13 protein-coding genes and 1 tRNA gene are annotated in these 15,609 nt (G+C 39.7%); 6 read left to right on the top strand and 8 right to left on the bottom strand.

Annotated features, from left to right (window positions below; all coding sequences use genetic code 11):
* Window positions 1-69 precede the first annotated feature (69 nt).
* The 3 genes from IL355_RS15495 to IL355_RS15485 are packed head-to-tail and all read left to right on the top strand — an operon-like array spanning window position 70 to window position 1,673.
* On the top strand, window positions 70-717 hold the full coding sequence (locus IL355_RS15495; protein ID WP_192463021.1) for an alpha/beta hydrolase: 648 nt from the start codon (window positions 70-72) through the stop codon (window positions 715-717).
* Entirely contained in the window at window positions 714-1,289 is a 576-nt protein-coding gene (locus IL355_RS15490; RefSeq protein WP_192463020.1) for a GNAT family N-acetyltransferase, read from the top strand. The genes IL355_RS15495 and IL355_RS15490 overlap by 4 nt, the downstream gene beginning before the upstream one ends.
* A complete protein-coding gene (locus IL355_RS15485) occupies window positions 1,290-1,673 on the top strand; it encodes a VOC family protein (RefSeq protein WP_192463019.1) in 384 nt (127 codons plus the stop codon).
* Here the strand turns inward: IL355_RS15485 and IL355_RS15480 are convergent.
* From IL355_RS15480 to IL355_RS15460, 5 genes are all read right to left on the bottom strand, one after another.
* Entirely contained in the window at window positions 1,670-2,920 is a 1,251-nt protein-coding gene (locus IL355_RS15480; RefSeq protein WP_192463018.1) for an NAD(P)/FAD-dependent oxidoreductase, read from the bottom strand. The two genes, IL355_RS15485 and IL355_RS15480, sit on opposite strands and share 4 nt — an antisense overlap.
* Before the next feature lie 12 nt (window positions 2,921-2,932).
* Window positions 2,933-3,940, bottom strand: coding sequence for a 4-hydroxyproline epimerase (locus tag IL355_RS15475; protein WP_192463017.1), 1,008 nt, complete (start codon window positions 3,938-3,940; stop codon window positions 2,933-2,935).
* 22 nt (window positions 3,941-3,962) lie between these two features.
* Complete coding sequence (locus tag IL355_RS15470; protein WP_192463016.1) at window positions 3,963-5,549, bottom strand: aldehyde dehydrogenase (NADP(+)); 1,587 nt, start codon at window positions 5,547-5,549, stop codon at window positions 3,963-3,965.
* A 109-nt stretch (window positions 5,550-5,658) separates the two neighbouring features.
* Complete coding sequence (locus IL355_RS15465; protein WP_192463015.1) at window positions 5,659-6,585, bottom strand: dihydrodipicolinate synthase family protein; 927 nt, start codon at window positions 6,583-6,585, stop codon at window positions 5,659-5,661.
* Between the two features lie 161 nt (window positions 6,586-6,746).
* The gene (locus IL355_RS15460; protein WP_192463014.1) at window positions 6,747-7,931 is read right to left on the bottom strand and encodes an aldose epimerase family protein; all 1,185 of its coding nucleotides are present in this window, start codon (window positions 7,929-7,931) and stop codon (window positions 6,747-6,749) included.
* A gap of 225 nt (window positions 7,932-8,156) precedes the next feature.
* Between IL355_RS15460 and IL355_RS15455 the strand changes: the two genes are divergently transcribed.
* The gene (locus tag IL355_RS15455; protein WP_192463013.1) at window positions 8,157-9,725 is read left to right on the top strand and encodes a M28 family metallopeptidase; all 1,569 of its coding nucleotides are present in this window, start codon (window positions 8,157-8,159) and stop codon (window positions 9,723-9,725) included.
* A 99-nt stretch (window positions 9,726-9,824) separates the two neighbouring features.
* Here IL355_RS15455 and IL355_RS15450 read toward each other — a convergent pair.
* Window positions 9,825-9,900, bottom strand: a tRNA-His gene (locus tag IL355_RS15450).
* Between the two features lie 325 nt (window positions 9,901-10,225).
* Between IL355_RS15450 and IL355_RS15445 the strand changes: the two genes are divergently transcribed.
* Window positions 10,226-12,316: a tetratricopeptide repeat-containing sensor histidine kinase gene (locus IL355_RS15445; RefSeq protein ID WP_192463012.1), complete on the top strand. Its 2,091-nt coding sequence runs from the start codon at window positions 10,226-10,228 to the stop codon at window positions 12,314-12,316.
* On the opposite strand, the gene bshB1 is transcribed toward IL355_RS15445, so the two are convergent.
* Window positions 12,313-13,035, bottom strand: a complete 723-nt coding sequence (gene bshB1 / locus IL355_RS15440; RefSeq protein WP_192463011.1) for a bacillithiol biosynthesis deacetylase BshB1 — start codon at window positions 13,033-13,035, stop codon at window positions 12,313-12,315. The genes IL355_RS15445 and bshB1 overlap by 4 nt on opposite strands.
* A 108-nt stretch (window positions 13,036-13,143) precedes the next feature.
* A complete protein-coding gene (locus IL355_RS15435) occupies window positions 13,144-14,550 on the bottom strand; it encodes an MATE family efflux transporter (RefSeq protein WP_192463010.1) in 1,407 nt (468 codons plus the stop codon).
* Window positions 14,551-14,772: 222 nt separating this feature from the next.
* On the opposite strand from IL355_RS15435, the gene IL355_RS15430 reads away from it, so the two are divergent.
* Entirely contained in the window at window positions 14,773-15,594 is an 822-nt protein-coding gene (locus tag IL355_RS15430) for a membrane metalloprotease (protein WP_225621276.1), read from the top strand.
* Window positions 15,595-15,609 lie beyond the last annotated feature (15 nt).

Genomic DNA, 15,609 nt, shown 5'->3' with positions numbered 1-15,609 from the left:
AATCATATTTTTGGTAAAATTAAGCAATAGGCTAGTTTTAGCATTCACCTAATCACACAGTTTTTAACTATGTCCCAAAAAGAACGCTTGGTTTCCTATACGAGCACCAATTCATATCTAACACTTAACGAACTTACTTCTGAAACCCAAAATATTTGGATCGTATTCCACGGATTGGGTTTTTTAAGCCGGTATTTCATCACGTATTTTAATGGACTGCCACCGGAGAAAAATTACATCATAGCGCCACAGGCACCGTCAAAATATTATCTCAACAATCAATATAAGCATGTGGGGGCTAGTTGGCTTACCAAAGAGGAAACTGTAAGGGAAACCCAAAATGTGTTACGTTATATAGACGCCGTTATGGAAGAAGAACATTTGCCCAGTAACAAAAATCTTATTGTTTTGGGCTTTTCCCAGGGGGTTTCCATCGCTACTAGATGGGTAGCGAGCAGAAAAATTAAATGCGAACAATTAATTTTATATGCTGGCGGCATACCCAATGAACTCACACCCACTAATTTTCATTTTCTTAAAAAGCATAAAACAAAAATAACGGCCCTCATTGGCAATGAGGACGAGTATTTAGATGAAGACCGACTTCAAAAGGAAAATGAAAAACTAAAAATGCTTTTTGGAGAACAGGCCCAGCAAATTATCTTTGACGGAAAGCACGAAGTAAAAAAAGAACTCATAAACAATCTGGTGATATGATAGCATCTTTTACCTTAGAGGATAGCCGTGTAAGACTTTCTCCCCTCACCTTGGAAAATTACCAAAAGCTCATTCCCATTGCCTCACAAGAAAAATTGGTACAATATTCTCCATCGGATATTGAACAACCAAGTTCCCTTAAAAAATATGTAGAAATAGCCCTGGAACAACAAAAGAACAAAACCAGTATCCCATTTATCGTTTTTGACAAAGAAACCAAAGAATTCGCCGGTGCAACAAGGTTTATGAACATAGACTGGAAAAATAAGGTACTGCACATTGGCTCTACTTGGATTGGCAGGGAGTATCAAGGAAAAGGATTGAACTCCCATATGAAATTCTTGATGATGAACCATGCGTACGATGAGATGGGTTTTGAAAAGGTGGAATACCGCATAGATGAACGAAATATGCGCTCTCGTAAAGCAGTTGAAAAATTAGGAGGTGTGCTTGAAGGTATTTTACGTGAAAATGTATATTTATTAGATGGATTTAAGCGAAACACTTGCTGTTATGGTATTTTGAAAGCCGAATGGGAGGAAGTAAAAAAAACACATTTTAAAGACTTTTAAATGTCCATTTTTCAAGTTACAGTTCTGGTAAAGGAATACGAAGAAGCAATTCATTTCTTTGTTGAAAAGCTAGGTTTTAGGCTGATGGAAGACATTGCTTTAGGCGAGTATAAACGATGGATAACCGTTGCTCCGGAAGCAAATAACGGTTTTAAACTTGTTTTGGCCAAGGCCGAAGGAGAAGAGCAATTGAAAACCATTGGAAAACAAGCCGGAAACAGGGTTTTCCTATTTCTGCAGAGCAAAGAATTTTGGAAGGACTACAATAGAATGACTAGCCAAGGCATAGAATTTACCGAAAATCCACGAACGGAAGATTATGGAACTGTCGTAGTTTTTAAAGACCTATACGGAAACCTCTGGGATTTAATACAACCGGCCTAAAATTTGCGGTCTGGGGAAAATGCGCCAATTTTCATAGCCGTTTTTTTTCCATCAATGATTTCTGAAACCAATTTTCCTGTAGCCGGCCCTAGACTCCAGCCCATCATAGCATGACCGGTAGCAAATACAACATTATCAACTTTTGAGGAGCGACCAATATAGGGTAATCCGTCAGGAGTTACTGGTCGCAATCCTGTGGTAGCAGAAGCGGTTTCCTCCTGTGATATTTTTAAATCAGGATAAAATTTTTGGGCCCCATTGGCTATCGCTCTCACCCTTTCTTTTCTTACCAAACTATTATTCCCGGAAAATTCCATAGTACCTGCAAACCTTGTAAAGCCAACCATTGGGGTTACCGCCATTTTTGCCTCCATAAGAATGGCCGGCATACCAATTCCCGTAGACCGCTCCACATTTATTCGGTATCCTTTACCGCCTTGCATGAGCAATTTAATCCCCATTTTTTTAGCAACCAAGCCGCTCCAAGCTCCTGCCGCCATTACTAATTCATCTGGTTCATAGCTGAACTTATTTGTGCGAACATGGCTTATTTTAGTTCCTAAAATTTCTAGGTCCTGTACGGTTTCTTTGGTCCTAATTTCAACTCCAACACTCTTTAAAAAAGAGACCAGCTTGGGCATAATTTGAGTAGGGGTTGTATGTCCGTCACATTCATAATTAATAGCTCCTTTTGCATCGATTTGTACGTTGGGTTCTATTTTTGAAAGTCCGCTTTTATCCAATTCAGATACCTCAAGACCTAAATCTGCCGCTCTCTTGGCCACTTTACGCTCCTTCTCATACGCTTCTGCGCTTTGATACAACATTAAGAGCCCTTTTCGCTCCAATTGAAATTCCCCCAAATCACCCGAGGATTTTATATCCTGGAATAGTTCCCTACTGATGATATTTATGTCTTTAATTACGGGAATAGCTTTTTCGACCTTTTTAGCAGTAGAAGATTTATGAAAACTCCATGCCCATTTAAAAAAGTCTATATCCCACCTAGGTTTCATATAAAAGGGACTAGCGGAATTGAACATCATTTTAATACCAGTTGCAATCATACCGGGGCTTGCCAAGGGAATTATGTGGCTTGGCGTTATGAAACCGGCATTAACAAAGGAAGCTCCGGAAGTAATATCGGACGCATCTATAACCGTAACCTGATGACCTTCCTTTTGTAAAAAATAAGCAGAACACAATCCGGATATTCCGCCACCAATAATTAAAATGTTCTTACTCAAACGCTTTTCTTTCTAAATTACCTGAAACCCAAACGCGTATGGGTCATCATCATCAATACTAATTTCATTGTAGCCATACACTCTTGCCCACCCCTGTATACTTGGGATTATGGCAGGTTGGCCCGCTATTGTTGTTTCCTCTTCTACCCTACCCACAAATTGAGACCCAATAAAACTCTCATGCACAAAATCTTCGCCCATTTTAAGGAGACCTTTGGCATGCCATTGCGCCATTCTTGCAGAAGTTCCGGTACCACAGGGCGACCTATCAATGGCCTTATCCCCGTAAAAAACGGCATTACGGGCTGTGGCATCTGGAGAAAGGGTTGTCCCCGTCCATAGCATATGGCTTACCCCATTTATAGTCTTATCTTCTGGATGAATGAACTTGTCGGGGTATTTTCGGTTGATTTTCTCCCGTATTTCTTGACTAAACCGTATCAATTCACTGGCGGAATATTGCTGAATACCTTCAAAATTCTCCTGTGGGTCTACAATAGCGTAAAAATTACCACCATAGGATACATCAAATTTTAAGCTTCCCAAAGCTTCGCAATCAATTTCCAGATTGGAAGCAGCCAAAAAGGATTTTACGTTTTTCAATCGGACCCAATCCACTTTATTTCCGGTCTGTTGGTATTCAATTTCCACCAATCCCGCCGGAGCTTCCATTTTAATAACCCCTGGAATTTTGGGTGTTATTAGTCCCTCTTCCAAGCCTATAGTTATGGAGCCTATGGTTCCGTGACCACACATAGGCAAGCAGCCACTGGTTTCCACAAATAAGATGGCCATATCATTTTTGGGATCGCTCGGTGGATAGAAAATACTACCGCTCATCATGTCATGACCTCGAGGCTCGAACATAAGACCCTTACGGATCCAATCAAATTCACGCAAAAAGTGCTGCCTTTTTTCGCTCATGTTACGCCCTTTTAGCTCAGGGCCACCTTTTGCAATAACTCTCACTGGATTACCGCAAGTATGGGCATCTATACAAGAAAAAACAGATTTGGCCATAGGCGTAACCTGATATCAGAATTTATGAAACTGTAGCATTGGTATGTTCTCCATTCAAAATTCGCATGATTTTTAGCGGATTATCGTCTTTTAAAGCTTCCGGTAAGAAATCTTGTGGCCAATTTTGGAAGGATACGGGCCGTACCCACCTTTTAATGGCAGAAGTACCTACGGAAGTAAACCTACTGTCACTGGTTGCCGGAAAAGGACCTCCATGATGCATGGATGGACAGACCTCCACGCCCGTTGGCACCCCGTTAAAAATGAGTCGGCCAACTTTAGATTGTAAGGTCGCTAGGGTTCTGGAAAAAGCTTCGAATTCCGAGGCACTACCCAAAATTGTACCGGTCAATTGTCCTTCCAAACGACCGATTACCGCAGTAAGTTCATTTTCATCCGTACATCTTACCACAATACTAAACGGCCCAAAAACTTCTTCATGTAGCTTGGGGTTATCCAAAAAATTGGAACCTGCAATAGTCAAAACCTTTTGCTTTCCAAAATTAGGATTCGTTTCCTTGGTAAACTCCGCTACGAGATCTACACCTCCTTGGTTGGAAAGTTCCTCTTTACCTTTTTCGTAATTTCTGTGAATGTTGGGGTGCAGCATACACGTAGGGTCCAACTTTTCAATAGAACTACCTAGCTCTTTGATAAAATAATTTAACTCTTCGCCTTCTATACCTAAAATAAGCCCTGGATTGGTACAAAATTGACCAGCACCCAAAGTAATGGAACCGGCGTACTTTTGGGCCCAATCACTACCATTTTCTTTCAAAGCGGACGGTAGTACTACCACTGGGTTAACACTCCCCATTTCTGCAAAAACCGGAATAGACTCATCACGTTGCTGAGCCAGATCGTAAAGTGCCATTCCCCCTTTGATGCTTCCGGTAAAACCTACACCCTTAATGGCGGGATGCAAAACCAATTTTTTTCCGACCTCTATACCGCTACTGTTCAAATTAGAAAAAACACCGTCTGGCATCCCTGTCGCCCGTGCCGCCTTAATAATGGCACTCGCCACTAATTCTCCTGTAGCTGCATGCATGGGGTGACTTTTAACGATTACGGGACAACCTGCAGCCAAGGCACTTGCGGTATCACCACCTGCTGTAGAAAATGCCAACGGAAAATTACTGGAACCAAAAACGGCAATAGGCCCCATAGGAACCAACATTTTACGAATATCCACCTTAGGAAGTGGCTGCCTATCCGGTTGGGCCGTATCTACCGTTGCCTCAACCCATGAACCTTCTTCCAAAAGTGTAGCGAATGCTCTTAATTGCCCCATGGTCCTTCCTCGTTCTCCTTTGGCCCTGCCCGCAGGCAAACCGGACTCCTTACAATAGGTATCTATAAGCTCATCTCCCAATGCTTCAATTTCATTGGCAATCGCTTTCAAAAACTCGGCTTTTTTGGCTCCAGAGAAGTTTTTGTACTCCAAAAAAGCATCGCTTGCTTTTTTGGCCGCATTATCAATCTCTTCTCCCGTGGCCTCCAGTAGCTCCCACTCCGTATCTATATTTTCCGCAGGATTAAAGGTCTTATAAGTAGATGTTCCTTGGCCCGAAAGCTCATTTCCCACATAGTTTTTTCCGGTGATCATGTTCTTTGTTTTGTAGTTCTAAGTAAAAGATTGAAAGCTACCATTAAAACATTAAGTTGTCAAGACCTGGCTCTATTAATATTTTATCAATTAACACCTTACTGTCGCTTTAAGCCATAGTGGTTAAGTTTTTATAATCCGGTAATTCAGGACGTGTTTTTAAACTATCCTCAATCACCTTTAAGACACGTTGTCTTTCATTTCCCTGCAATGGCAATCTGGGCTTTCTAACGTACTCCGTACCTATACCCGTAGCAACTTCGGCCAATTTTATATTCTGAACCAATTGCGGGCTAATATCCAATTCCAACAAAGGAAGGAACCATCGATAAATTTCCAGGGCCTCTTGCGCTCTTCCTGCTTTGGCCAATTTATAAATAGCGACCGTTTCCCTTGGGAAAGCGCAAACCAAGCCTGCAACCCATCCATCGACTCCTGCCAAAAGACTTTCCAAAGCCAAGGGATCTACACCGGTTAAAATTTTCAAATCATTACCAAATTGGTTTCGCAACCTTCCAATATTTATTATATCCCGTGTAGACTCCTTCACAGCACCAATATTCTCCATTTCCATGAGCTCTTGAAACATTTTTACCGTAACTTCAATTTTATAATCTACAGGGTTATTGTAAATCATAATTGGCAAATCTGTTTGGGAAGCTATGTCCTTAAAATAAGTGACCGTTTCCAAATCGGTTGATTTATATCTCATTGGAGGCAACACCATTAAACCATCTGCACCGGCCTCTTGTGATTCCCTCGCAACTTCAATAGCAGTAGCGGTTGTTTGTTCTGCAATGGTCATCACTACAGGAATCTTACCATTGGCAGCTCCTAAGGTTTCCCTGATCAACACCTTTTTTTCTTCCCTGGTAAGCGTACTGGCCTCTCCCAATGAACCTCCTAGAACAATACCACTTACACCTGCTTCTATCTGAGCCTCAATATTTTTTAGGAACATGGGCATGTCCAACGTATCCTTCTCGGTAAATTTGGTGGTAATTGCTGGCATTACACCTTTCCATTCAAATTTCATACAGCTTGTTTTTAGTTGTTATCCCACAAAATTAGACCATCCAAAAGAGGATACTTCTACTAAAGTTAGCCCAAATTGATACTATATTATCAACTTAATATCAATTTATCCAGTTTTTGAATAATCTAAGACACTTTCTAGAAACTCCTTCGCTAGATTTTTTACTCCACTCCAAATTTATACACGCAAGTAGATGTATAGGTCCTTCCCGGGTCTAGTCTTGTACTTGGAAAATTGGGTTGGTTGGGTGAGTCAGGAAAATGTTGTGTCTCCAAACAAAAAGAACCTCTAAAAACGTAGGGCTTTCCACTCTTACCAATATCGGCACCGGTTAAAAAGTTGCCTCCATAAAACTGAACCCCGGGTTCATCTGTATAAACCTCCATGGTACGCCCACTTTCCGGCTCCACTACCTTTGCAGCCAAAACCAATCCTTCAGAATTTTTTGGTTCCTCGTTCAACACAAAATTATGATCATAGCCGTTGGCAAATTTCAACTGTTCATGTTCCTCTTCAATATCCTTACCAATGGGCTTCGGCTGTGTAAAGTCAAAAGGTGTTCCTTCAACTTTTACAACTTCCCCGGTGGGAATAAGTCCGCTATTCACAGGCGTAAATCCATCAGCATTGATCATCATTATATGGTCTGTCACATTTCCGTTACCCTCTCCCTTTAAATTAAAAAATGAATGATGGGTAAGATTTATAAAGGTTGGTTTATCTGTCTCGGCCTTATAAAAGATTTTTAATTCGTTATCATTGGTAAGATCGTACCGTACGCTTACTTTCAAGTTACCGGGATATCCCTCTTCCATATCAGGCGATGTTCTGGAGAAAACAATATAGTCCTCCTTTGCCTCATCTACATTCCAAACAACACTTTCAAAACCTTTGATTCCTCCATGCAGGTGATTTTCATTATTGTTAATGGCCAAGTCGTAGGTGGTACCATCTATAGTAAATTTACCTTTGGCTATCCGGTTACCGTACCTCCCTATAGTTGCACCGTAATAATTTTTTTTAGCCCTGTAGTTATCCAAATGCGGAAAGCCCAATACCACATCTTTAAAATTTCCATTCTTGTCGGGTGCATGGAGTGAAATAAGTCTTTGACCATAGTTGGTAATGGTCACTTCCATTCCGTTATTATTTTTTAACGTGTACAACTTGACGGAATCCCCCTCTATGACCGTTTCAAAATTTTTGACGTTTAATTCATGTGATAATTTACTTTCTTCCATTTCTTCTTTTAGGGTTTCAATTGATTGTTCCTTTTTGGTTTCCTTACAGCTTAAAAGACAGATTCCCGAGATAAAAGTGGCGATTAATAACTTAGTAGCTTTCATGAAAATTTAAGGATTAGGTTGAATTTTTTGAACGAGGCTGAAGTTACCAAAAATTGTTAAAGAGCCTACATTTAAATTGAACGATGTACGAATAAAATCTAAAGGATTTACCTATTTTTGTGAAATTTTAGTTTGCTCTTATTTTATAGATAAACTAAGAAACAGGTAGGCTATCTAATGGAATTATTACCCAATCCTGCCCTATTTAACGGTAAACATTAAACCATGAAAAAATTGACTACGCTGGCCTTCGGACTCGTTATGGCCTGCAACTCTTCACAAACGACAATTTCAAGTACCACGGAAAACAAGACGGCAAATGCTGCTAAAGATGTTGAAGCATACGCTACAACCATTACCGAGGCAGAGCTAAAGGAAGATTTGTATATCTATGCCTCCGATGAGTTTGAAGGGCGCGAAACTGGAAAGGAAGGGCAAAAAAAGGCCATTGAATTTCTTAAGGAGAGATATGAAAGGTTAGGGATTCCAGCAGCTAAAGGTGATGGCGATTATTTTCAAAAAGTACCTTTAGAAGTTAGTCAATTACCAGTGGGTACCATTACTGCTAACGGAAAGGAATTTCACTTAGGCGAAGAATTCCTGACTTTTTCCAAAGCCCAAGGGGAGTTCAATAAGGTGGTTTATGCAGGTTTTGGTATTGAAACCGAGAACTATTCGGATTATAAAGATTTAGATATCAAGGGAAAGATCGTACTTATCAAATCTGGGGAACCCGTTGATTCCCAAGGAAATTATTTGGTAACGGGTACTTCTCAAAAATCTATATGGAGCAACATGTCAGAATCCATGGGAAAACGTATGGAACTGGCCACAAGTAAGGGAGCTAAAGGAGTTCTTTATTATGATCCGTTGAATTACCCTCGCTTTAAAAGTAGGTATGAATGGATGAAAGGCAATGAAAGCGGGCGGATGGATTTGGTAAGCAATGAAGCCGAACCTTTCTTCACTTTTCTTATAAATACGGGTCTAGCCAAAGCACTATTGCCCAAGATTGGTTCGGACAACAAACAGAGACAACTATCCATTCCCTTAGTACTAGACGTTGCCAGCAACAATGATTTAGTGGATTCTGAAAACGTAGTAGCAGTTCTTAAAGGTTCTGAAAAACCTAATGAATATGTAGTTATTTCATCTCATTTGGACCATATAGGGGTCACACCGGATGGGGAGATTAATAATGGAGCAGATGATGACGGCTCGGGCACTGTTTCATTACTTGAAATAGCCCAAGCTTTTAAAACTGCTGCGGATGAGGGTAATGGCCCAAAACGTTCCATTGTTTTCCTACATGTTACCGGTGAAGAAAAAGGATTGTTGGGATCAAGGTTTTATACGGATGAAGAACCTTTATTTCCCTTGGAACAAACCGTGGCCAACCTTAATATTGATATGATCGGAAGAATAGACCCAAAAAGGGTGGGTGAAAGAAATTATATCTATCTAATTGGTTCCGATAAATTGAGTACGGAACTTCACGAACTTTCCGAAGAAGTAAACAAAAAATATACACAGATAGAATTGGATTATACTTTTAATGATGAGAACGACCCCAATCGTTTTTACTATAGAAGCGACCATTACAATTTTGCCAAAAACAATATCCCAATCATCTTCTATTTTAATGGCACCCATGATGATTATCATAGGCCAAGTGATACTCCAGACAAAATCAATTATGATTTATTGGAAAATAGAACAAGGTTAATATTTCACACAGCTTGGGAAATAGCCAATAGGGAACAAAGGATAGTTGTGGACAAAGCAACCAAGTAAAAAATTAGCGCCTTAACAGAAAGCCTTGCCAAATTATGGCAGGGCTTTTTTAGTAACTAAAACCAAAAAAGTCCTGTTCTTCAACAGGACTTTTATAATGGGTGGAAGACCGGGTTCGAACCGGCGACCTCTTGAACCACAATCAAGCGCTCTAACCAGCTGAGCTACAACCACCATGTAATCTCAAGTGCTCCAAATATATCTTAAAGACTTGTGATTAAATATCAGAAGCCATCCATTATTTGCAAGCGGTGGCAAAGGTAATTTTTTTTAAACAATCTTTCAAAATAAAATCTATGTTATTTTATGGTAATCTCCATTACGTCCATTTTAACTTCTAACATGTTCATTTGGATTACATTAGTCTTACAAGACAATCAAAATGATCGATGAAATACACTTCCCAACCGACCAAACACACATTTTTTGACATTTCACAACATAAATTTAAAACCAGGTGCTTTCTAATACTACTTTAGTGATGAATTTAAGGCCAAATCATGCATCGTCAAAAGACGCTAAAAGAAAACAGCTTACTTCTGCGCAGAATAAAGGAATTTATTCTTGTGGTATTCTTGCTTTTTGGCGTATTGGGTACGGCACAGAATAACTCCATAGACAGTTTAGAAGACAAATTAAGCGAACTAAAACTCAAGCCTAATTTCTCCAAAACGGATACCATTTATATCAATTTGCTGAACAATTTGGCCAGTGCTCAACGTTTCTACAAATCAGATAGCTTACTTCTATTAGCGAACCAAGCCCTAAAGCTTAGTAAGGAAAGTAATTTTAAGTCGGGGGAAAGCAACGCACTCTTAGGTTTAGGAGACTATTATTCAGACAAGGGTCAGCATAACAAGGCTATCGAGTATTTTCAAAAAGCTTTAAAAACCAGCCAACTTACTGTCAACAATACATTAACATTGGAAGCCCAAAATAGTTTGGCTGTTGAGTACTCCTATAAAGGCGATTATACCAATTCCTTAAAATATTACCTTGCGGGAATTGATTTGGCCAAAGAAACCAATTCAGAAATTCAGCTTTCCGCCATGAGCGAAAATGTGGCCCATCTTTATATCAACCAGAAAGATTACGATCAAGCTTTAGAATTTTACGAAGATGTATTAGAGATCAACGAACGTATTGGTGATGATGTGGTATCTGCAGAAAGCATGAGTAATATTGCCTCATTATACGCCGATATTAACAAGCTAGACTATGCTATGTTTAATATTAACAGTAGTATTAGGGCCTTTGAAGAATTTAAGGTGATGGATTGGCTAGCTTACGCCTATGAGATAAAAGGAAAAATTTATCTAAAGGAAAAAAAATATAAATGGGCACTACACTGGTACAATCAGAGTGAAATGTTGCATCAAAACCTTGATGACCCGAGAGGAAAAATAGACCTCTTCAACGGAATGGCAGAAGCCTATCTTGGGCTTGAAAATGATACCTTAAGTGAAAAGTATGCACTTGAGGCAAACGCCATATCGCATAAGATAAAATTTATGGAGGGTAAGAAAAAGTGTGCTTTAACACTCTACAAGCTTCATAAGAACAAAAGCAATTTTGAAGAAGCTTTAAAATATCATGAAATATACCAGACCCTTCTAGATACCCTATCCCGAAACGAGAATAAAATCAGCCTAAACATGCTAAAAACCAAAATGGAGCATGATAGGCAAAAAATGGAATTAATTGAAAAAAATAAAAAAGAGTTAGCCTCACAAAAAACGTACGTTTATCTCTCTTTGGCCATTTTGGTCATCTTTTTAGCAGTTACCTTATTGATGCGTAGAGGTGAAAAAATTCAAAAAAGTCTGTACCAAGAATTACAAAACAAGACCAAGGACTTGGAAAAAAGAGAGCTGGAACTTAGAAAGATCAATGAAACCAAAGACCGTTTATTTTCTATCATCGGGCATGATTTAAGAGGCCCGATCGGTGCCTTTCAAAGTTTATTGAAATATCTTAAGGATGGTGATATTGGTCAAGCAGAGTTCATGGGATTCGTTCCAAAATTAAGGCACGATATAGACCATATCTCTTTTACCCTAAACAACCTCTTATCCTGGGGCCAAAGCCAAATGAACGGGCTCATAACAAAACCAACATCTGTAGACTTGCAAACTATTGTAAACGAAAATCTTCATTTACTATCAGAAACTGCAGACAATAAAAGCATACGATTAATTAGCCACTTGAACCCCAATACAACCGCTTGGACAGATGCCAATCAAATTGATATTGTCATTAGAAATTTAATTAGTAATGCTCTCAAGTTTACCCCGGAAAATGGAATGGTTACAATCTCTAGCATAGAGAAAAATGACCAATGGCAAATATCAATAAGGGATACAGGAGTGGGTATGAGTCAAGAAGTGATCAATAAACTTTTTAATAAAAGCTCCAACGTTACTACCTACGGTACCAATAACGAAAAAGGCACTGGATTAGGACTAAGTCTTTGCAAGGAAATGGTAGAGGAGAACAATGGAAAAATTTGGGTAAACAGTAAGGAAAGAAAAGGAAGTACCTTTCATTTCACTGTACCCAAATCCAAAACCACTTACAAGAAAACTGCTTAGATAAGGTCGTTAAGCTTATCTATTGCCACTACTCGTTCCACTGTAAACCCCTCTGCGTGTTCCGTATTAATCAAACGACCAAGATCGCGGGCACGATAATCAATACTATCCAAAAAGTTTTTACTGCTGATGGGTGTTTCGGGCTCTTTGCTATTTGGGTCATGAAATTGAGAGCTGTAGGCCAAAATAGCCTTCATTTTCACATCAATAAAACCGGAAACATCTACCACAAAATCGGGTTCAATATTTTGCCATTGAATATAGTGATAGACAACTTTAGGCCGCCATGGTTTTTGCACCTCTGACTCACCTTCTAACCGGGTCTCAATTTTTATCAATCCGCTTAAAAAACAGGCATCGCTCACCAAACTGCTTCCTCGACCATGGTCTATATGACGATCTCTAACGGAATTACAAAGTACAATTTCAGGTTGGTACTGTCTTATTTTTTTGATAATCTCCAGTTGATGCTCCTTGTCATTTTTAAAGAATCCGTCGGCAAAGGCTAAATTATCCCTCACAGAAACACCTAAAATTTCGGCACTTTTCTGGGCCTCCTTATCCCTGATTTCCGCACTGCCCCTAGTACCTAATTCCCCTCTCGTCAAATCGACAATACCTACTTTTTTACCGTTGGCGATTTCTTTTGCGATGGTAGCACCTGCACCCAGTTCTACATCATCAGGATGCGCGCCAAAAGCCAATATATCTAGTTTCATTAATTTATTGCTGTTTACCCTGAGCTATGCATCAAGATTGGTTCAAAATCACACTTCTTAAAAGAGCCTCCAAAAGATTAAATTTTCAGAAGCACAAATTTATTAAAATTATACCTGAACTTTTTTCCAATTGCCTTTTCGGAACCAGATGATTGAAATTATGGCCAAAAGCACCTCGGCCGTTGTTATGGCTATAAAAACGCCCAACGCTCCTATTTCAAACGTAATTGCGGTGAGATAAGCCAATGGTAATTGAAACAGCCAGAATGCTACCAGATTGATTTTTGTAGGTGTTCGGGTATCGCCAGAACCGTTAAATGCTTGGGTAACCACCATTCCGTAGGCGTAAAAAATATAGCCTGCCGCCATTATCTGCAAACAAAGCCCCCCGTTTTCTACCACAACAGGATTCTTATTGAACCATGCGGTGATATCATAAGCGAACAAAATATAAATAAGGGACACCGCCCCCATGAAATAGGCATTGTACTTACCCGTAATCCAAACGGAGCGTTCTGCTCTTTCAGGTTGGTTTGCTCCTAAATTTTGCCCTACCAAGGTAGCTGCAGCGTTGCTCATACCCCATGAAGGCATTAAGGTAAATAGCATCACCCTAATAGCAATGGTATAGCCTGCTAGCACTTCGCTACCAAATTCTGACATAATCCGCATTAGAAATACCCAACTGGAAGTTCCGATTAGAAATTGGGCTATTCCCCCAAGGGAGACTCTTATTAGATTAAACATAACCCCTAAGCGAACCGAAATATCCCTTAGACCTATTTTAATTCGGCTCCAACCCCAAAAAAGAACCGACAATTGAAAGAGAACGGCACTACCCCTACCAATATTTGTTGCAATCGCGGCACCTTTTACCCCATATTCGGGTATGGGCCCCCATCCAAAAATAAAAATAGGGTCTAAAATAATATTGACTCCGTTTGACAAAACCAAGGCCCACATGGCAATCGAAGCATCGCCGGCACCTCTAAAAATGGCATTGATCAAAAAAAGCATCAGAATGGTCAGATTGCCACCCAGCAACCATTGGGTGTAGCCATATCCCTCTTCTATCAGGTCTGCCTCAGCCCCCATTAAGGCAAGTATTTCTTTGGAATATAAGATTCCTATAATGCCAACAATAATGGAAACTAAAACTCCTAAAAGTATGGCTTGTACAGCCGATTCGCGCGCTCCATGTACATTTTTTTCACCAATTCTACGCGCCACTATCGCGGTTGCAGCCATACTCAGGCCAATTGCAACGGCATATACTAAAGTGACAACGCTCTCTGTTAAACCAATAGTTGCAACGGCGTTGACGCTAACTTTACTTACGTAAGCGATATCTACAATGGCAAAGATGGACTCCATCATCATCTCCAATATCATGGGGATGGAGAGCATAAAAATTGCTTTTCGGATACTGCCTGTCGTAAAATCCAAATCTTTACCAGTAATGGAAAGAATGAAATATTGATATAACTTTTTTAATGAAATGTTCTGATTTCCCATGATGTTGAATTATGATTTGGTATGAAGAATATGCCAACAAGCCGGTGAAGATTACCAACTTTTATCCGAGTACTTCCCGGTGACATCTATGGATTTCATAATTCTTATAACTTCATGATCTTACAAAGATGGCAAAAAAATCCATTTATATGAACACATATCCTTCAAAATCACACCAAAAACACCCAAAAGTTCGTTGCAACTAATACCAAATCTTTGTTCATGAAAAAGTTTACAGGACTTAAAACACGTGTTTTTTTGATAGCATTCGCTTTTGGCTTTTGGTTAGGATGCACCAAGGACAACAATAAAAGCGAAGAACTCAAGGAAATTGTCAACGAAGAAGGTGAAACGGAAACAGTTGACACCTCAGTCAATAAAAAATCGGTGGGTGATTCTGCTAATGATTTATTGAGTGATGCCAACTATAATGAATTAAAGCTGGAAGTTTTTTATGTGAAAGGGTTTGAACCCGAGAACGCAACCATTGAAAACTTCGAAAATTTCTTGAACAGTCGTCTGCACAAAAGCCAAGGCATATCCATTGAAATGAAACCAATGGCGTATCAAGGAAAGGAAACCTACACTACCCAAGAAATACGGGCGCTGGAAGATTCCATTAGAACATTATATAATGAAGATAAGTCTTTGGCCGTTTTTGGTATTTTTTTAGATGGGGAATATGCCGAAAACACAGAAAATGGTTCCGTTTTAGGAATCGCTTATAGAAACACGTCTTTCGTCATTTTTGAAGAAACCGTACAAAGCTTTAGTGGTCAAACTTTTGGTCCCAGCCTTGAGGTATTGGAAAGCACCGTATTAAACCATGAATTTGGACATTTATTGGGAATGGTCAATGCAGGTACACCTATGCAAACCTCCCACCAAGACGAAGAACACGGTAGACATTGCTCCGATGATAACTGTTTGATGTACTGGACGGCAGAAACAGGTGAAGGGCTCATCAACATGCTAAGCGGCGGAAGTATTCCTGAATTTGACAGTCAGTGTCTGGCCGACTTGCAAGCTAACGGAGGGAAATAAAAAAACGCCCCAAAC

Source organism: Euzebyella saccharophila (assembly GCF_014855495.1).
In the GTDB taxonomy this organism is placed as follows: domain Bacteria; phylum Bacteroidota; class Bacteroidia; order Flavobacteriales; family Flavobacteriaceae; genus Euzebyella; species Euzebyella saccharophila.
This window is presented reverse-complemented; position numbering and strand designations above follow the sequence as displayed.